Source organism: Azospirillum agricola (assembly GCF_017876095.1).
Classification (GTDB): domain Bacteria; phylum Pseudomonadota; class Alphaproteobacteria; order Azospirillales; family Azospirillaceae; genus Azospirillum; species Azospirillum agricola.
Genome location: NZ_JAGINM010000005.1, coordinates 75115 through 92495, shown reverse-complemented (window position 1 = coordinate 92495; position 17381 = coordinate 75115). Strand labels below are relative to the sequence as shown.

Here is a 17381-nt window from a genome sequence, read left to right as displayed (position 1 = left end):
CCGGACTTTTCCGCCTTGCTGGAGACGCCACCTTGACCATCGACATCCGGGTGCTCGAACTGCTCGCCTCCAAGCTCTGCCACGATCTCGTCAGCCCGGTGGGGGCCATCCGCAACGGGCTGGAACTGATCGAGGAGATGCAGGACGACGAGGACGGCGCGCCCGCCGGCGGATTCGTCGGCGAGGCGGTGAAGCTGATCGACCATTCCTCGTTGCAGGCCGACCGGCGGCTGCGGGTGTTCCGGCTGGCCTACGGGGTCGCCGGGCGCGACCAGAAGGGATTCGGCGACGCCCGCAACGCCGCCGCCGGCTGGCTCGACGGCGGGCGCACCAAGCTGGACTGGCCGGAGCGGGTGCCGAGCGACATGATCGCCTACCGGCGCGGCGTCGTGAAGACGCTGCTCAACCTCGTGCTGCTGGCCGACGAGGCGCTGACCCACGGCGGCATCATCCGCGTGACGGGGGAGGGCACCGAGGAATCGGGCCGCCTGACCGTCACCGCCGAGGGCCGCCCCGGCGCGCTCAACCCGGCCACCGCCGCCGCGCTGGCCGGAACGGAGGCGGCCGAGCTGACGCCGCGCAGCGTCCACGCCTATCTGGCCGGCCGCTTCGCCGAGGATGACGGGTTCCGCATCGCCGTCACCCCGTCGGGCCCCGACCGGCTGGTCCTCACCGCCGACTGGTGAGGGGCCGGGGCATCTTTCATCCGTCGTGACCGGGCCTGTCCCGGTCATGACGGTACGCGGGGGAAGACAGGGGGTTGCCGGCCGGACGGCCCCTCACAGCTGCTTGAAGATGCGCGGCTCCACCACGACCCGCTCGACCCCGCCGGTCGTCTGGTGCGCGGTGGTGCGCAGCGTCACCGCCAGATTGTGCCGCGCCGCCTGGGCCAGCGCCTCGTTCAGGGTTGCCACCGCGTCGCGCACGGCCTTGGCGAGATCCGCATCCTTCATCGGTCCTCCTGTGACAATCCGCGCCGCGTTTCCTCGGCGGGGTGTTGCACGAACGTCCCTATCAAAAGAGGTAAGGTTCTCTTAATCAGTGTTTGACACGCTCCGGTCACACCTGGACTGGAACGCAACCGGCGACGCTCGACGTCGCCCGTTCGGGCCGCGGGCCGGCACGGACCATAACATTGGGCCTGGGGAATGCGACATGGATGATCTGCTCTCCGAATTTCTGACGGAAACCAACGAAAACCTATCGGTGCTCGACGTCGAGTTGGTCCGATTGGAGCAGAATCCCAACAATCCGGAACTGCTGTCGAACATCTTCCGCCTCGTCCACACCATCAAGGGCACCTGCGGCTTCCTCGGCCTGCCGCGCCTGGAGAAGGTGGCGCACGCGTCGGAGAACGTGCTCGGCAAGTTCCGCGACGGCGAACTGACGATCAACCCGGAAGCGGTCTCGCTGATCCTCCAGGCGCTCGACACCATCAAGAGCCTGCTCGCCGTGCTGGAGGCCACCGAGGCCGAGCCGCCGGGCGACGACCTGCCGCTGATCGAGCGGCTGAACCTGTGCGCCGAAGGCAAGCTGGGCGGCCCCGCCCCGGCTCCGGCCGCCGCCCCGCCGCCCGCCGCCCCCACCGCCCCGGCCGTCGCCGCCGCGGAGGAGCGCCCGGTGACGCTCGACGAGCTGGAGGCGCTGTGGAATTCCACGCCCGGCCCGGCGACCCCGGTTCCCGCCCCGGCCAGCACCGCGCTGGCGCCCCGCGCGCCCGAGCCGGCCGATGAGCCCGCCCCCTCCCAGGATCTGGTCGTTCCGGAACCGGAGCCGGTTCCCGCCGCCAAGGTTCCGGTCGCCGCGACCCCGGTCACCGGCGGCGGCGCTGGCGGCAACGACGGCGGCACCGAGGCCGCGACCAAGGAATCGGCGGTCGCCGCCCAGACCATCCGCGTCAACGTCGACCTGCTCGAAAACCTGATGACCATGGTCTCGGAGCTGGTGCTGACCCGCAACCAGCTGCTCCAGATCCTCCGGTCCCAGAAGGAGAGCGAGTTCGCCGCGCCCTTGCAGCGCCTGAACCATGTGACGTCCGAGTTGCAGGAAGGCGTCATGAAGACGCGCATGCAGCCGATCGGCAACGCCTGGGCCAAGCTGCCGCGCCTGGTGCGCGATCTCGCGCACGAACTGAACAAGAAGATCGACCTCCAGATGCTCGGCGCCGACACCGAGCTGGACCGCCAGGTGCTGGAGCTGATCAAGGATCCGCTGACCCACATGGTGCGCAACAGCGCCGACCATGGGTTGGAGATCCCGGCCGAGCGCGTCAAGGCCGGCAAGATCGAGACCGGCCGCATCACCCTCAACGCCTATCACGAGGGCGGCCACATCATCATCGAGATCCAGGATGATGGTAAGGGTCTGGCGATCGACCGGATCAAGCAGAAGGCCATCCAGAACAACATGGCCTCGGAGATCGAGCTGGCGTCGATGACCGACCAGCAGATCATCCAGTTCATCATGAAGCCCGGCTTCTCGACCGCGGCGAAGGTCACCAACGTGTCGGGCCGCGGCGTCGGCATGGACGTGGTCAAGACCAACATCGAGAAGATCGGCGGCACGATCGAGATCAAGTCGACCCAGGGCAAGGGGTCGACCTTCGTCATCAAGATCCCGCTGACGCTGGCCATCGTCTCCGCCCTGATCGTCGAGTGCGCCGGCGAGCGCTTCGCCATCCCGCAGATCAGCGTGGTCGAGCTGGTGCGCGCCGCCGCCGACAGCGAGCACACCATCGAGCGCCTGAAGGGCACGCCGGTGCTGCGCCTGCGCAACCGCCTGCTGCCGCTGGTCTCGCTCCAGCAGCTCCTCAGGCTCGACGACGCCGCCGAGGCCGCCAAGAAGACCGAGGACGAGACCTTCATCGTCGTCACCCAGGTCGGCACCTACACCTTCGGCATCATGGTCGACCGCGTGTTCGACACCGAGGAAATCGTCGTCAAGCCGGTCGCCCCGATCCTGCGCCACATCGAGATGTTCTCGGGCAACACGATCCTGGGCGACGGCTCGGTGATCATGATCCTCGACCCCAACGGCATCGCGTCGGCCACCGGCGAGCTGGGCGGTGGCGAGAGCGCCGGCAAGGAGGCGGCCACCGTCCAGACCCAGCGCCAGGAGGACAAGATGGCGCTCCTGCTGTTCCGCGCCGGGGAGGGCGCGCCCAAGGCGGTGCCGCTGTCGCTGGTCGCCCGCCTGGAGGACGTCGATCTCGCCACGGTCGAGATGTCCAACGGCCTGCCGATGGTCCAGTACCGCGGCAAGCTGATGCCGCTGGTCCCGATCGACCCCAACTTCATGATCGGCCAGGAAGGCCGCCAGCCGGTGCTGGTCTTCGCCGACGGCGACCGCTCGATGGGCCTGATCGTCGACGAGATCGTCGACATCGTCGAGGAGAAGCTCCAGGTCCAGCTCGCCGCCGAGCGTCCCGGCCTGATGGGCTCGGCGATCATCGCCGGCAAGGCGACGGAGGTCATCGACGCCGGCTTCTTCCTGACCCAGGCCTACAAGGACTGGTTCGGCTCGGCCACCAACGAGGGGTTCGAGGAGGAGAAGCTCCAGCGCGTGCTGCTGGTCGACGACAGCCCCTTCTTCCGCAACCTGCTGACGCCGCTGCTGTCGGTCGCCGGCTACGACGTGACGGCGGTGGAGAACGCCGGCGACGCGCTGGCGCTGTGCGAGGCCGGCGAGGACTTCGACGTCATCGTGTCGGACATCGAGATGCCGGGCATGAGCGGCTTCGACTTCGCCGAGGCGGTCCGCCACGGCAGCCGTTGGCATCATGTGCCGATGGTGGCATTGTCGAGCCACGCCAGCCCGCGCGACCTCGATCGCGGCCGGATCGCCGGTTTCAACGACTATGTCGCCAAGTTCGACCGTGACGCGCTGCTCTACGCCCTCCAGCAGACGCTGACCGAACAGAAAGGTGCCGCATGAGCAACGCCAAGCTGCCGTCCACCGTCCGGAAGTCGAAGGGCGACGACCTCGTCGCCACCGGCAACCAGGATTACGTGACCATGACGATCGCCGACCAGATGTTCGGCATCCCGGTCCTTCAGGTGCAGGACGTGCTGGGGCATCAGCGGATCACCCGGATCCCGCTGGCGCCGCCCGAGGTGGCCGGCTCGCTGAACCTGCGCGGCCGCATCGTCACCGCGATCGACGTCCGCCTGCGGCTCGGCCTGACCGGCCGGCCGAAGGACAAGCCCGGCATGTCCATCGTCGTCGACCTGCGCGGCGAGCTGTACAGCCTGATGGTCGACTCGGTCGGCGAGGTGCTGAGCCTCACCAACGAGGATTTCGAGCGCAACCCGGCGACGCTGGATCCGCGCTGGCGCGAGGTGTCGACCGGCATCTACCGCCTGAACGGCCAGCTGATGGTGGTTCTCGACGTTCCGCGCCTGCTGAACTTCACGACCGTCGAGGCGGCTTAAAGTCGGGGCGGCTTGACGCCGCCCACCGGACCGGGGAGGGTGTGACCCCTTCCCGGCCCCTCCGCCGGAATTTCCGCATGCCCGAGGCTCTACCGAGATGAAATCCTGTCTGGTGGTCGATGACAGTCGAGTCGTGCGCAAGGTTGCCCGCAAGATCCTCGAGGAACTGAACTTCGCCTGCACCGAGGCCGAGGACGGCAAGCAGGCGATGGAGGCCTGCGCGAGGCAGATGCCCGACGCCATCCTGCTGGACTGGAACATGCCGGTGATGACGGGGATCGAGTTCCTGCGCCGCCTGCGCAAGATGAGCGGCGGCGATTTCCCCAAGGTGGTGTTCTGCACGACCGAGAATGATCTCGCCCACATCCAGGAGGCGCTGTCGGCCGGGGCCAACGAATACATCATGAAGCCCTTCGACAGCGACATCATCCAGACCAAATTCGCCCAGGTCGGGCTGCTGTGACGCGTCGGCGCCGCGCAGCAACCGTCCCGGTGTTGGATTGAAAGGCGATTCGCCGTTATGTCGGACAGTTTTGGCAGACCCTTCAGCGCCGCGCGGCCGGCCGGCCTGGGAACGACGACCGGTTCGGGGCTTGGCGGCTCCGGGGGCGGCTCCGGGGCGGGCGGCGCGGATCCCATCCGCGTCATGGTGGTCGATGATTCCGCGGTCATCCGTGGCCTGCTGACCCGCGCGCTGGAAGGCGACGCGGACATCCGCGTCGTGACCTCGGTCGGCGACGGCCAGATGGCCGTCAACTCGCTCCAGCGCAACTCGATCGACGTCATCGTGCTCGACATCGAGATGCCGGTGATGGACGGGTTGACCGCCATCCCGAAGCTGCTGGCGGTGGCGCCGCAGGTCAAGATCATCATGGCCTCGACGCTGACGCTGCGCGGGGCCGACGTGTCGATCCGCTGCCTGTCGGCCGGGGCCGCCGACTATATCCCCAAGCCGACCTCGACCCGCGAGATCGGCGGGGCCGAGGATTTCAAGCGCGAGCTGGTGTCCAAGGTCAAGGCGCTGGGCGCCGCCGCCCGCCGCGCCGGATCGCGGACCCGCGGCGAGATCCGTCCGCTGTCGCCGGCGCCGCTGCCTTTGTCGGCGCTGAAGCGCGAGGTCGGGCCGATCACCACCCGGCCGGCGCCGGTCGGCCTCCAGGTGAAGCCCGACGTGATCGCCATCGGCAGCTCCACCGGCGGGCCTCAGGCGCTGTTCGAGGTGCTGTCGCACATGAAGGGCGGCGTCACCCAGCCGATCCTGATCACCCAGCACATGCCGGCGACCTTCACCACCATCCTGGCCGAGCACATCACCCGCCAATGCGGCATCAACGCCCAGGAGGCGAAGGACGGCGAGCCGGTGGTGCCGAACCGCTGCTACATCGCGCCCGGCGACTTCCACATGCTGGTGGCCCAGCGGGCCGGGGTGAACGTGATTTCGCTGACCAAGGATCCGCCCGAGAATTTCTGCCGGCCGGCGGTCGACCCGATGATGCGGTCGATCCTGAAGGCCTATGGCGGGCGCAAGATCCTGGCCTGCATCCTGACCGGCATGGGGCAGGACGGGCTGAAGGGCTGCACCGACGTCGTCAACGGCGGCGGCACCCTGATCGCCCAGGACGAGGCGTCGAGCGTCGTCTGGGGCATGCCGGGCGCGGTGGCCCAGGCCGGCATCTGCCAGTCGATCCTGCCGCTCAAGGAAATCGGTCCCTACATCCGCAAGTTCGCCTCGAGGGCAGCATGAGAGTCGAAGATTTCGACATGTTCTCCACGCTGCTCAAGCAGCGCTCCGGCTTGGTCCTGACCCGCGACAAGGCCTATCTGCTGGAATCCCGGCTGATGCCGGTGGCCCGCAAATGGAACATGAAGGGGCTGGAGGAGCTGGCGACCACCGTCCGCACCCGCAAGGACGAGGCGCTGCTCCGCGACATCACGGAAGCGATGACGACCAACGAATCGTCCTTCTTCCGCGACCAGAAGCCGTTCGACCAGTTCCGCCAGCTCGTGCTGCCGCGGCTGATGGAAACGCGGGCGGCCAAGCGGAGCTTGCGCATCTGGTCGGCCGCCTGCTCGTCCGGCCAGGAAGCCTATTCGCTGGCGATGATCCTGAACGACGAGGCGGCCAAGCTGGCCGGCTGGCGGATCGAGATCGTCGGCACCGACATCTCGGGCGAGATGGTGGAGCGCTGCAAGGCCGGAGTCTACACCCAGTTCGAGGTGCAGCGCGGCCTGCCGATCACCATGCTGGTGAAGCATTTCAAGCAGAACGGGGACAAGTGGCAGATCAGCCCGCAGCTTCGCCAGATGGCGTCGTTCCGGGAATGGAATCTGCTGGGCGACCTGTCGCCGCTGGGGCAGTTCGACATCGTCTTCTGCCGCAACGTGCTGATCTATTTCGATGGGCCGACCAAGGCCAAGGTGCTGGAGGCCATCGCCCGCCAGATGCCGCAGGATGGCGTGCTCTATCTCGGCGGCGCCGAGACCGTGCTGGGCATCACCGACCGTTTCAAGCCGGTCGAGGGCCAGCGTGGCCTCTACAGCCTGGGCGGCTTCTCGGCCGCGGGGATGAAGGCGGCGGGCTGATCCGCCTCCCGCATCCCTGATGGCGCATCCCTGAGGGCGGGGTGCCGGCCGGCGCTCAGGCGTCCGAGCGGGTGATCGACTTGATCGGCCCGCGCGGGTTTCCCGACATTTCGGCAATCTTGCGATCCTGCGCCTCGATGAAGGCGCGGACCGAGGCTTCGTTGTCAAAGCTGTCGATTTCGGCCGTCGGAACCTTGCGGTTCGAGGTGCGGGCGCCGTCCTGGTAGAAGACGTCGTAGAGGATGAAGCTGGCGTCCGCCGGCTGTTTCTTGCTGCGTGCCATGTCGCACTCTCCTGAAAGGCGTGATCGGTGACTCAACCGTTGCCGGTCGTCTCGGTGTCCGTTTGGCCGGGCGCGTCGTCCGCGAGCTTGTCGGCGTCGCCAACCTCGGAATCAAGGTCGGGCGGCAGGCCGGCGGCGCGGCGGGCGGCCACCTCCTCCTCGCGGCGCTGCAACTTTTCCTGCTTCTTCTGCTCTTTGGCGCGGTTGCGCTCGGCGCGCTGCTGGTTGTAATTCGGTTTGAAGGCCATGGGTGCGGACTCCGGATCGGGAAACACGGAAAAAGGGCATCGGTTTCCCGATGCCCTTTTCTCTGGAATCGCTAAAGACGGATCAGACCGCCTTCAGGTTTTCCGCCGAGGTCTTGCCACGCTTCGGATCGCGCTGCTCTTCGTAGGAAACCTTCTGGCCTTCCAGCAGGCTGCGCAGCCCGGCGCGCTCGACGGCGGAGATGTGAACGAACACATCCGCCCCGCCGCTTTCCGGCTGAATGAAACCGAAGCCCTTGGTGCTGTTGAACCATTTGACGGTGCCGACGGGCATCTCTGTCTCCCATAGCGCTAGTGGCGGCGCATCACCGATGCGCCGCATCAGACTGGATTTTGGATTGGCCGCAATCTGGCAAGCTCGCGAAGCGAGATCGTGGGCGTAACAGGCCCGGGCAGTCCGAAGCAGAATGACACCCTAGAAGTGGGGGCTGCACCCACCCTGTTCAAGCGAAAACCGGCGGAGCCTGGAAATATGGCCACGCCGGCGCGCGGGAACCCAAGGGAAAGAGCGGGGAAAGCAGCGGCCTTCAGCCCGTCGGCTGCTGCTGCTGCACGCGGGGCGGCGGGGGCGGGTTGCCCTCGGCGATCGCCTCGTGCGGGTCGCGCAGCACATAGCCGCGGCCCCACACCGTCTCGATGTAGTTGTCGCCCTGGGTGGCGGCGGCCAGCTTCTTGCGCAGCTTGCAGACGAAGACGTCGATGATCTTCAGTTCCGGCTCGTCCATCCCGCCATAGAGATGGTTGAGGAACATCTCCTTGGTCAGGGTGGTGCCCTTGCGCAGGCTCAGCAACTCCAGGATGCCGTATTCCTTGCCGGTCAGGTGCAGCGGCTGGGTGTCGACCTCCACCGTGCGGGTGTCGAGGTTGACGGTCAGGCGGCCGGTGCGGATGACGCTGTCGGAATGGCCCTTGGACCGGCGGACGATCGCCTGGATGCGGGCGATCAGCTCGCGCTTGTCGAACGGCTTGGTCAGGTAATCGTCGGCGCCGAAACCCAGCCCCTTGATCTTGTTGTCCATCTCGGTGAGGCCCGAGAGGATCAGGATCGGCGTGGTGACGCGGGCAGCGCGCAGGCGGCGCAGCACCTCGTACCCGTCGATGTCCGGCAACATCAGATCGAGGATGATGATGTCGTAATCGTAGAGCTTGCCGATCTCCAGCCCGTCTTCACCCAGGTCGGTAGAGTCGACGATGAACCCTTCCGTGTTCAGCATCAATTCGATGCTTTTGGCGACGGAGGAGTCGTCTTCAACCAGCAGAACCCTCATGGCGATATCCCGACGTTTGATGGCGCGCTTTCGCAACCGGAACCCTGGCGCGGCACCCGCTCCTTCATGAACGGTTTACCCCCCGCCGTTTACACAAGTTAACAGACGATTCAGCTTAACGCCAGCGTGATGCGCTTCATCCAACGTTAATGCTTCCATCGGAAGATGCGGACATGGTGGTTAACGGAAAACGGGTCCACCGCTCTACCTCCTCTTTGTTAACCCTTCGCCGCCCTTTTCGTTCCGACGCTCTGGACCGGGACCATGCCAGCCGACATCGCCCAGCTGATCCGCGACATCGACGCCATTCCGGGCCACAGCCGCTTCGGCCGCGTCACCGCCGTGTCCGGCCTGATGGTCGAGGTCGGCGGCATCGAGAAGGAGCTGTCGGTCGGCGGCCGCTGCCTCGTCGAGACGCGCGACGGCCGGCACATCCCCTGCGAGGTGGTCGGCTTCCGCCAGGGCCGCGCGCTGCTGATGCCGTTCGGCGCGCTCGACGGGGTGGGGCTCGGCTGCCGGGCGCTGGTGGCGGGCGACCAGCCCTCGATCTTCCCGACCGACGCCTGGCTCGGCCGCGTGGTCAACGCGCTGGGCGAGCCGGTGGACGGCAAGGGGCCGCTGCCCAAGGGCCCCCGCGCCACGCCGATCCGCAACAACCCGCCCAACGCCCACGCCCGCGCGCGGGTCGGCGAGAAGCTCGACCTCGGCATCCGCGCCATCAACGCCTTCCTGACCTGCTGCCTGGGGCAGCGCATGGGCATCTTCGCCGGCTCGGGCGTCGGCAAGTCGTCGGTCATGTCGATGCTGGCGCGCTTCTCCGGCGCCGAGATCGCGGTGATCGGGCTGATCGGCGAGCGCGGCCGCGAGTTGCAGGAGTTCATCACCGAGGATCTCGGCGAGGAGGGGCTGGCGCGCAGCATCGTCGTCTGCGCCACCTCCGACGAGGCGCCGCTGATGCGCCGGCAGGCCGCCTACATGACGCTGGCGGTCGCCGAGCATTTCCGCGACGAGGGCCGCAACGTGCTGTGCATGATGGACAGCGTGACCCGCTTCGCCATGGCCCAGCGCGAGATCGGCCTGTCGGCCGGCGAGCCGCCGACGACCAAGGGCTACCCGCCGACCGTCTTCGCCGAGCTGCCCCGCCTGCTGGAGCGCGCCGGGCCGGGGCTGGTCGGCTCGGGCTCGATCACCGGGCTCTTCACCGTGCTGGTCGAGGGCGACGACCACAACGAGCCGATCGCCGACGCGGTGCGCGGCATCCTCGACGGCCACATCGTGCTGGAGCGCCAGATCGGCGAGCGCGGGCGCTATCCGGCCATCAACATCCTGCGCAGCGTCTCGCGCACCATGCCGGGCTGCAATTCCCGGAACGAGAACGAGCTGGTCGGGCACGCGCGGCGCCTGCTGTCCTCCTACGACAACATGGCGGAGATGATCCGGCTGGGCGCCTACCGCAAGGGCTCCGACCCGCAGGTGGACGAAGCCATCCATTACCAGCCGGCATTGGAGGCCTTCTTGAAGCAGGGCAAGCGGGAATCGACCGATCTGGCGACCAGCTACGCCCTTCTGGCTGAAATCTTCGGGGTGCAGTGGCCGCAATGAGCCTCAAGACCATCATCCGCCTGCAAAAGCTCCAGCTCGACGAGAAGCGCCGTGTGCTGGCCGAATTGCAGAATCTCGGCGACCGCCTGAAGGCGGAGATCGAGCGCCTGAAGGAGGAGATCGCCCGCGAGCAGGCGACCGCCCGCGAGGATTTCGCGGTGTCCTTCACCTACGCGAACTTCGCCCAGGCGGCGCTGGAGCGCGGGCGGCGGCTCGGTGAATCACTGGCTCAGGTCGAGGTGCAGATCTCGGTGGCGACCGACCAGATGGCCGAGGCTTACCAGGAGTTGAAGCGCTACGAGCTGGCCGAGGAGGAGCGGCTGAAGCGCGAGAAGGAGAAGCAGAAGCGCAAGGACGCCAACATGCTGGACGAAACCGCGCTGATCGGTTTCCGGCGCCGGCAGGCGGAGGAAGAGGCGGCGGGCGGGTGATGTTCCTTGAGAAGGGCAAGGATGTTCGCCCCGTTTTTTTTTGACACAGATGAACACAGATGGACACAGATGGACACAGATGAACGGAGATGATCTCCGGATTGCACCGATGAGTTTCCCGATGCTGAGGAGTTCATGAAAAACAATCGATATTCATCTGTGTCCATCTGTGTTCATCTGTGTCAAGAATCAAAGCCCCATCCCGCGGGCCTTTCCGGTCGGGTCCTCTCCGCGCTCCGCAAAGTTTCGCTTGGTCCATCCGCGCCGAGGTGGTTTAAAACGGGGCGTTTTTCGCCTCCGCAACCCGTCTTCGGTGGATCCCCATGACCGACACCGCTCCCCTGTTCGACCGCGTCGCCATCGTCGGCATCGGTCTGATCGGCTCCTCCCTGGCGCGGGCGATGGCGGAGTATGGGATCGCCCGGCAGGTGGTCTGCGCCGACCGCAGCAAGGACGCCTGCGTCAAGGCGATGGAACTGGGCATCGTCGAGATGGCGACGACCGAGATCGAGGTCGCGCTGGACGGCGCCGATCTGGTGGTGCTCGCCACCCCGGTCGGCAGCTTCGCCGAGGTGGGCGAGCGCATCGGCCCGCATCTGGCCCCCGGCACCATCGTGACCGACGTCGGGTCGGTGAAGCAGGCGGTGTTCCGCGACGTCGGCCCCAACCTGCCGGACGGCGTGCATCTGATTCCCGGCCATCCGGTCGCCGGCACCGAGCATTCCGGGCCGGAGGCCGGTTTCGCCAGCCTGTTCCAGGGCCGCTGGTGCATCCTGACCCCGCCGACCGGCGCCGACGCCACGGCTCTGGACAAGGTGACGGAGCTGTGGCGCCGGGTCGGCTCCACGGTCGAGATCATGGACGCCAACCACCATGACCGGGTGCTGGCCATCACGTCCCACCTGCCGCACCTGATCGCCTACACCATCGTCGGCACCGCGTCGGACCTGGAGGACGACACCAAGTCCGAGGTCATCAAATTCTCGGCCGGCGGTTTCCGCGACTTCACCCGCATCGCCGCCAGCGACCCGGTGATGTGGCGCGACGTGTTCCTGAACAACCGCGAGGCGGTCCTGGAGATCCTCCAGCGCTTCACCGAGGATCTGACCGCCCTCCAGCGCGCCATCCGTTGGGGCGAGGGGCAGCAGTTGCAGGACCAGTTCACCAAGACCCGCGCCATCCGACGCGGCATCATCGACGCCAAGCAGGCGTGATCCACGCTCCCGGCCGTCTTCGGGCCGGATCGTCCCGCGTCGGGCCAGCAAAAAGCCCCCCGCTCCGGTGGAGCGGGGGGCTTTTCACATCACATCACGAGACGAGATTACGGCAGCTCGATGCGCTGAGCTTCCGGACCCTTGGCGCCCTGGCGGATGGTGACGCGGACCTGCTCGCCGTCCGACAGACCCTGGATGCCCGAACGCTCCAGAGCGCGGATGTGGACGAAGATGTCCTTGCCGCCGGTGGCCGGGGCGATGAAGCCGAAGCCCTTGGTGACGTTGAACCACTTCACCGTGCCGTCGACGACCTCGCCGTCGGCGTCGTCGCCGTAGCCGCCGCGGCTGCTGTAGCCGCCGCCGCCGTAACCGCCGTCATTGCCCCAGGAGTCACGCTCGCGCGCCGGGCGCGCCGGACGGCTGGGGGCCGCCGTCGAGGTGTCGACGGCGTGGATGGTGGCAACCTGCGGGCCCTTCGGGCCGCGCGACAGATCGCAGGTGATGGTGGCGCCTTCGTCCAGGCTGTCATGTCCGCAGAATTGCAGAACCGTGGAATGCAGGAAAGCATCCGGCGAACCGTCTTCGGGCGTGACGAAGCCGAAGCCCTTGGTGGCGTTGAACCACTTGACGGTGGCGCGGATGTCGCGCTGGGTGATCTCGGGAGCGCGGAAGGAGTTGTTGTTGCGCTGCGGACGGTCGAACATCAGTGTAGTCTCATCTGTCGTGATAGGCCGCACTCCGAAACGCCGGAACACGGCACGCGGAAGATGATCCGTTCCCGATCATATTTCAATCAGGATCGCATCGGGGCGCACGAAAGACTCGAGAAACCCCGATCGCGGCCCGCCGGGCGGGCGCGTCGGGGGCGATGAAACAAGCCGGACAACCGCATCGCGGGTGGAGGACGACCGAATCAGGCCGCCGCCCCGTGGCATTTCTTGTACTTCTTGCCGCTGCCGCACGGGCAGGGATCGTTGCGGCCGACCTTGGGGCCGCTGCGCGGACGGGCGCCCAGCGTGCCGTCGACGTAGTACCAGCGGCCGTCCTGGTGGGCGAAGCGGCTGGTCTCGTGGTGGGTCATCGGCTTGCCGTTCATCGAGAAGCGGGCGACGAACTCGACCACCCCTTCGCTGTCGCCCGGCTGGCCGGCCTCGGTCCCACGGATCTCCACCCCGGTCCAGACGCTGTTCCTCGCCCAGTTCTCGATCTCCTCGCGGTTGAAGTCGTCGCGGGTGTTGGGCAGCAGCGTGTCGTGCAGATAGTCGATGTTGCCGGTGGCGAAGGCCGAATAGCGCGACCGCATCAGCGCCTCCGCCGTCGGGGCGGGCAGGCCGGCCAGATAGGGGCCGCAGCAGGCGTCCAGGCTCTTGCCGGACCGGCAGGGGCATTCGGCGGAAGCGGGGGTGGTTTCGGCGGTCATGGCGAGCGGATCCCGGCTGGCACGCGGCGGCGCCATGCCGTCGCGGGGCGCATCCATACCGCAGCCGCGAACCGCTTCTCAAGGGGACAGATCAAAAGATGGGCAGGGAGGAGGCGCGCGGTCCTTGCCGCCGGCGGCCGGCGGTCGCTATCAAGCGGACCGTTCCTCCCCACCTCGCGATTCCACCATGCCCCGCAAAGCCGCCTCCGCCACGCCGCGCGCCCCGGCGCCCCGCCACCGCCCCGACCTGTCCCTCGAGGCCGCCTTCGGTCCCGGCCGCCGGGTCTGCGGCATCGACGAGGTGGGGCGCGGGCCGCTCGCCGGGCCGGTGGTCGCCGCCGCCGTCGTGCTGCCGCCCGAGGGATTGCCGCCGGAGATCGCCGCCCTGATCGACGACAGCAAGGCGCTCGCCCGCCGCCTGCGCGAGGAGATCGAGCCGGCCATCCGCGCCCACGCGCTCGCCTTCGCCATCGCCGAGGCGTCGGCGGCCGAGATCGACGCGCTGAACATCCACAAGGCGACGCTGCTCGCCATGAAGCGCGCCTACCACGCCCTGGCGGGCGCGGCGCCGGACGCCGCCCTGATCGACGGAAAATTCCTCCCCGACATCGGCTGCGAGGCGGTGGCGGTGGTCAAGGGCGACAGCCGCAGCCAATCCATCGCCTGCGCGTCAATTCTCGCCAAAGTGGCGCGCGACAGCGAGATGTTGCGGTTGTCGGCCGGGCATCCACACTATGGCTGGGACCGCAACGCCGGCTACCCGACGCCCGAGCATCTGGCCGCGCTGAGTGTCCACGGCGTCACGCCGCACCACCGAGTCTCTTTTGCACCAGTCGCCCGGCAAAAGGCCATAACCGGCTGACTCTCCTGACTCTTGCCGAAAAAAGCTGTTGACGGCGACTCGGGCCCGACTCATTGTCCGGCCGAGTCCCCGCTTCATTCGGTTGCCCCAATGCTCCCTCACAATCGTATCCTCGTCGGCGATTGCATCGCTCTCATGAACGAGCTGCCGGCCGAGTCGGTCGATCTCGTCTTCGCCGACCCGCCTTACAACCTCCAATTGGGGGGTGAGCTGCTGCGGCCGAACCATTCCCGCGTCGCCGGGGTGGACGACGAGTGGGACAAGTTCGAGGATTTCGAGGCCTACGACCGCTTCACCCGCGACTGGATGGCGGCGGCCCGCCGCATCCTGAAGCCGAACGGCTCGATGTGGGTGATCGGCAGCTACCACAACATCTTCCGGGTCGGCGCGACCTTGCAGAATCTGGGCTTCTGGATCCTGAACGACATCGTCTGGCGCAAGACCAACCCGATGCCGAACTTCCGGGGCACCCGCTTCGCCAACGCCCACGAGACGATGATCTGGGCGTCGAAGGACAAGGACGCGCGCTACCAGTTCAACTACGACGCCATGAAGAACCTCAACGAGGATCTCCAGATGCGCAGCGATTGGTTGCTGCCGATCTGCACCGGCGGCGAGCGGCTGCGCGACGGCGACGGCAAGAAGACCCACCCGACGCAGAAGCCGGAGGCGCTGCTCTACCGGGTCATCATGTCCTCGTCGCGGCCGGGCGACACGGTGCTCGACCCGTTCTTCGGCACCGGCACCACCGGCGCCGTCGCCAAGCGGCTGGGCCGCAAATGGATCGGGCTGGAGCGCGACGACAGCTACGTCAAGGCGGCGCAGGCCCGCATCGACGCGGTGGAGGAGGCTCCGGAGGGCGCCATCCTCGACACGCCGCCCAAGCGCAGCGCGCCGCGCATCCCCTTCGGCTGGGTGGTGGAGCGCGGGCTTCTGCGCCCCGGCTCGACCCTGTTCGACCAGCGCCGCCGCGTCGCCGCCAAGGTGCGCGCCGACGGCACGCTGATCGGCTCCAGCCCGCGCGGCGACCATCGCGGCTCGATCCATCAGGTGGGCGCCGCCATGGCCGGGCTGCCGGCCTGCAACGGCTGGACCTTCTGGCATTACGAGGACGGCGACGCCCTCCAGCCGATCGACGTGCTGCGCGAGCGCATCCGGGCCGAGGCACACTGAGCCGGTCCAGCGGGCCGATCCGCCGGGCCGGCCCATCCGGCGGAGCGCCGCCCGCCGGGGCGGCCCTGCCTTGCGGCGGCGGCGGCTTGGCAGCGCGCCGCCGTCCGTGTATAGGCGTTTCCCATGAACAAGCTCTTCGCCACCGTCACCGCCCCGCTGCCGCGTTCGGCCCCGGCGGTGCTGTCCACCCGCTGCTTCGTCCGCGATCTGGTTATGGACGCGCTGATCGGCGTCTACGCGCATGAACGGATCAAGTCCCAGCGCATCCGCCTGAACCTCGACCTGGAGGTCGTGGCGCCCGGCGTGACCGGCGAGGACATGGCCGTGCTGGTCAAGGGCGTGGTGACGCAGGGCCATGTCACGCTGGTGGAGACGCTGGCCGAGCGGATCGCCGAGCGCTGCCTCGCCGACGCGCGGGTGGCGTCGGCGAAGGTCCGCGTGGAGAAGCTGGACGTGTTCCCCGACGCCGCCAGCGTCGGCGTCGAGATCGAACGCGCCAGAGGGTAAGGGGTTTTCCCCCTCTCCCGGCGCGGGAGAGGGCATCCCTCAGCAGTCGAAGAAGACCGTCTCGTTCTCGCCCTGGATGCGGATGTCGAAACGGTAGACGGTGCCGAAGCTGCCCGCAGCGCGGGTGGCGATCAGGGTCGCGCGCCGCTCCTCCGGCACCGTCGCCAGCACCGGGTCGGCGGCGTTGGCGCTCTCCTCGTCGGAGAAATGCACGCGGGTGAAGGCGTGGCTCAGCATGCCGCGGGCGAACACCGTCACCGCGATGTGCGGCGCCTGCCCGTCGCCGAGCGCTCCCGGCTTCACCGTGTGGAAATGATACTCGCCGGAATCGTTGGTGGCGCAGCGGCCGAAGCCGGCGGTGCCGGGCTGGTGCTTGCCGGCGGCGTCGGCCTGCCAGATCTCGACCACGCAGTCGCGGACGATGGCGCCCTCGCCGTCATAGACGACGCCCTCCAGGCGGATGTGCTCGCCGGTGGTGCCGTTGCGGGTCAGGTCGTTGGTCGCCAGCGGGCGGCGCCCGTAGGTTTCCGGCGTCCAGGCGTAGGCGAAATAGGGGCCGACGGTTTGGGACGGGGTCTGCTTCAGCATGGTTCAGGCCTCCATCGGCGTGGCGTGGCGTCCGCGCAGGACGATGTCGAATTCGTAGCCGAGCGCCCAGACCGGCTCGGTCACGTCGATCGAGAAGCGCGAGACCAGCAGGTCGCGCGACCCCTCCGGCACGCCGTTGAAGATCGGGTCCAGCGGCAGCAGCGGATCGCCGGGGAAATACATCTGGGTGACCAGCCGGGTCAGGAAGGACGGCCCGAACAGCGAGAAATGGATGTGCGCCGGGCGCCACGCGTTGTGGTGGTTGCCCCAGGGATAGGCGCCGGGCTTGATCGAGACGAAGCGGTAGCGCCCCTGCTCGTCGGTCATGCAGCGCCCGGCCCCGAAGAAGTTCGGGTCGATCGGCGCGTCGTGCTGGTCCCAGCGGTGGACGTAGCGGCCGGTCGCGTTGGCCTGCCAGATCTCCAGCAGCGTGTTGGGCACCGGCCGGCCGCTCTCGTCCAGCACGCGGCCGGTGACGATGATGCGCTCGCCGATCGCCTCGCCGTTGACGCGGCCGTTCTGCGTCAGGTCGGAATCCAGCGGGTCGAGGCTGTCATGGCCGAACGCCGGGCCGGTGCGGACCGACAGGCTCTGCCTCATCGGGATCAGCGGCTTGCGCGGCGAGCGCAGCACCGTCGACTTGTAGCCGGGCGACAGGTAGGGCGGGTGCTGGGCCCAGTCGCGCGGGGTGAAATCGGCTTCCGCCGGATTGACCGTGTCCATCTCGGACGCCTCCTGTGGGGACATTGTTTCC

General features: G+C 67.9%; 21 protein-coding genes. 12 read left to right on the top strand and 9 right to left on the bottom strand.

Going from position 1 to position 17381, the window contains the following annotated elements; all coding sequences use genetic code 11:
- Nucleotides 1-32: 32 nt before the first annotated feature.
- A complete protein-coding gene (locus J2847_RS08835; protein WP_233474386.1) occupies nt 33-686 on the top strand; it encodes a histidine phosphotransferase family protein in 654 nt (217 codons plus the stop codon).
- 93 nt (nt 687-779) lie between these two features.
- On the opposite strand, the gene J2847_RS08830 is transcribed toward J2847_RS08835, so the two are convergent.
- A complete protein-coding gene (locus tag J2847_RS08830; protein ID WP_209778648.1) occupies nt 780-953 on the bottom strand; it encodes a hypothetical protein in 174 nt (57 codons plus the stop codon).
- A 202-nt stretch (nt 954-1155) separates the two neighbouring features.
- Here J2847_RS08830 and J2847_RS08825 point away from each other — a divergent pair, with 202 nt between their 5' ends.
- The 5 genes from J2847_RS08825 to J2847_RS08805 all read left to right on the top strand — a co-directional run bounded on the left by J2847_RS08825 (nt 1156) and on the right by J2847_RS08805 (nt 7013).
- Nucleotides 1156-3933 carry a hybrid sensor histidine kinase/response regulator gene (locus J2847_RS08825; RefSeq protein ID WP_209778647.1) on the top strand — a complete coding sequence of 926 codons (2778 nt, stop codon included), beginning with the start codon at nt 1156-1158 and terminating at the stop codon, nt 3931-3933.
- Entirely contained in the window at nt 3930-4430 is a 501-nt protein-coding gene (locus tag J2847_RS08820; RefSeq protein ID WP_085552651.1) for a chemotaxis protein CheW, read from the top strand. Before J2847_RS08825 ends, J2847_RS08820 begins: the two co-directional genes overlap by 4 nt.
- Before the next feature lie 97 nt (nt 4431-4527).
- Nucleotides 4528-4893, top strand: coding sequence for a response regulator (locus tag J2847_RS08815; protein WP_209778646.1), 366 nt, complete (start codon nt 4528-4530; stop codon nt 4891-4893).
- A 183-nt stretch (nt 4894-5076) separates the two neighbouring features.
- Nucleotides 5077-6174: a protein-glutamate methylesterase/protein-glutamine glutaminase gene (locus J2847_RS08810; protein ID WP_209778645.1), complete on the top strand. Its 1098-nt coding sequence runs from the start codon at nt 5077-5079 to the stop codon at nt 6172-6174.
- Nucleotides 6171-7013 carry a CheR family methyltransferase gene (locus J2847_RS08805; protein ID WP_209778644.1) on the top strand — a complete coding sequence of 281 codons (843 nt, stop codon included), beginning with the start codon at nt 6171-6173 and terminating at the stop codon, nt 7011-7013. Before J2847_RS08810 ends, J2847_RS08805 begins: the two co-directional genes overlap by 4 nt.
- A 55-nt stretch (nt 7014-7068) precedes the next feature.
- On the opposite strand, the gene J2847_RS08800 is transcribed toward J2847_RS08805, so the two are convergent.
- The 4 genes from J2847_RS08800 to ctrA form a co-directional block, all read right to left on the bottom strand.
- Nucleotides 7069-7296, bottom strand: a complete 228-nt coding sequence (locus J2847_RS08800; RefSeq protein WP_209778643.1) for a hypothetical protein — start codon at nt 7294-7296, stop codon at nt 7069-7071.
- Nucleotides 7297-7328: 32 nt separating this feature from the next.
- The gene (locus tag J2847_RS08795) at nt 7329-7544 is read right to left on the bottom strand and encodes a hypothetical protein (protein ID WP_085552655.1); all 216 of its coding nucleotides are present in this window, start codon (nt 7542-7544) and stop codon (nt 7329-7331) included.
- Between the two features lie 82 nt (nt 7545-7626).
- Entirely contained in the window at nt 7627-7836 is a 210-nt protein-coding gene (locus J2847_RS08790; protein ID WP_085552656.1) for a cold-shock protein, read from the bottom strand.
- A gap of 253 nt (nt 7837-8089) precedes the next feature.
- A complete protein-coding gene (gene ctrA, locus J2847_RS08785; protein WP_085552657.1) occupies nt 8090-8830 on the bottom strand; it encodes a response regulator transcription factor CtrA in 741 nt (246 codons plus the stop codon).
- Nucleotides 8831-9094: 264 nt separating this feature from the next.
- Here ctrA and fliI point away from each other — a divergent pair, with 264 nt between their 5' ends.
- The 3 genes from fliI (at nt 9095) to J2847_RS08770 (ending at nt 12077) form a co-directional block, all read left to right on the top strand.
- Nucleotides 9095-10432 (top strand): flagellar protein export ATPase FliI, encoded by a 1338-nt coding sequence (gene fliI, locus J2847_RS08780; RefSeq protein WP_209778642.1) that lies wholly within the window; start codon nt 9095-9097, stop codon nt 10430-10432.
- Nucleotides 10429-10863 carry a flagellar export protein FliJ gene (locus J2847_RS08775; protein WP_085552659.1) on the top strand — a complete coding sequence of 145 codons (435 nt, stop codon included), beginning with the start codon at nt 10429-10431 and terminating at the stop codon, nt 10861-10863. The genes fliI and J2847_RS08775 overlap by 4 nt, the downstream gene beginning before the upstream one ends.
- A 323-nt stretch (nt 10864-11186) precedes the next feature.
- Nucleotides 11187-12077: a prephenate/arogenate dehydrogenase family protein gene (locus J2847_RS08770; RefSeq protein WP_209778641.1), complete on the top strand. Its 891-nt coding sequence runs from the start codon at nt 11187-11189 to the stop codon at nt 12075-12077.
- A gap of 107 nt (nt 12078-12184) precedes the next feature.
- Here J2847_RS08770 and J2847_RS08765 read toward each other — a convergent pair whose 3' ends face one another.
- Together J2847_RS08765 and J2847_RS08760 are read right to left on the bottom strand one after the other, a co-directional pair.
- A complete protein-coding gene (locus J2847_RS08765; protein WP_211114671.1) occupies nt 12185-12781 on the bottom strand; it encodes a cold-shock protein in 597 nt (198 codons plus the stop codon).
- Nucleotides 12782-12990: 209 nt separating this feature from the next.
- The gene (locus tag J2847_RS08760; protein WP_209778640.1) at nt 12991-13497 is read right to left on the bottom strand and encodes a YchJ family protein; all 507 of its coding nucleotides are present in this window, start codon (nt 13495-13497) and stop codon (nt 12991-12993) included.
- A gap of 187 nt (nt 13498-13684) precedes the next feature.
- On the opposite strand from J2847_RS08760, the gene J2847_RS08755 reads away from it, so the two are divergent.
- The 3 genes from J2847_RS08755 (at nt 13685) to J2847_RS08745 (ending at nt 16039) form a co-directional block, all read left to right on the top strand.
- Nucleotides 13685-14359, top strand: a complete 675-nt coding sequence (locus J2847_RS08755; RefSeq protein ID WP_209778639.1) for a ribonuclease HII — start codon at nt 13685-13687, stop codon at nt 14357-14359.
- Nucleotides 14360-14449: 90 nt separating this feature from the next.
- Nucleotides 14450-15532 carry a site-specific DNA-methyltransferase gene (locus tag J2847_RS08750; RefSeq protein WP_085552665.1) on the top strand — a complete coding sequence of 361 codons (1083 nt, stop codon included), beginning with the start codon at nt 14450-14452 and terminating at the stop codon, nt 15530-15532.
- A gap of 123 nt (nt 15533-15655) precedes the next feature.
- Entirely contained in the window at nt 15656-16039 is a 384-nt protein-coding gene (locus tag J2847_RS08745) for a dihydroneopterin aldolase (RefSeq protein ID WP_209778638.1), read from the top strand.
- 39 nt (nt 16040-16078) lie between these two features.
- Here the strand turns inward: J2847_RS08745 and pcaG are convergent, their stop codons facing one another.
- On the bottom strand, nt 16079-16627 hold the full coding sequence (gene pcaG / locus J2847_RS08740) for a protocatechuate 3,4-dioxygenase subunit alpha (protein ID WP_085552667.1): 549 nt from the start codon (nt 16625-16627) through the stop codon (nt 16079-16081).
- Between the two features lie 3 nt (nt 16628-16630).
- A complete protein-coding gene (pcaH, locus tag J2847_RS08735; RefSeq protein ID WP_085552668.1) occupies nt 16631-17350 on the bottom strand; it encodes a protocatechuate 3,4-dioxygenase subunit beta in 720 nt (239 codons plus the stop codon).
- Nucleotides 17351-17381: the final 31 nt, after the last annotated feature.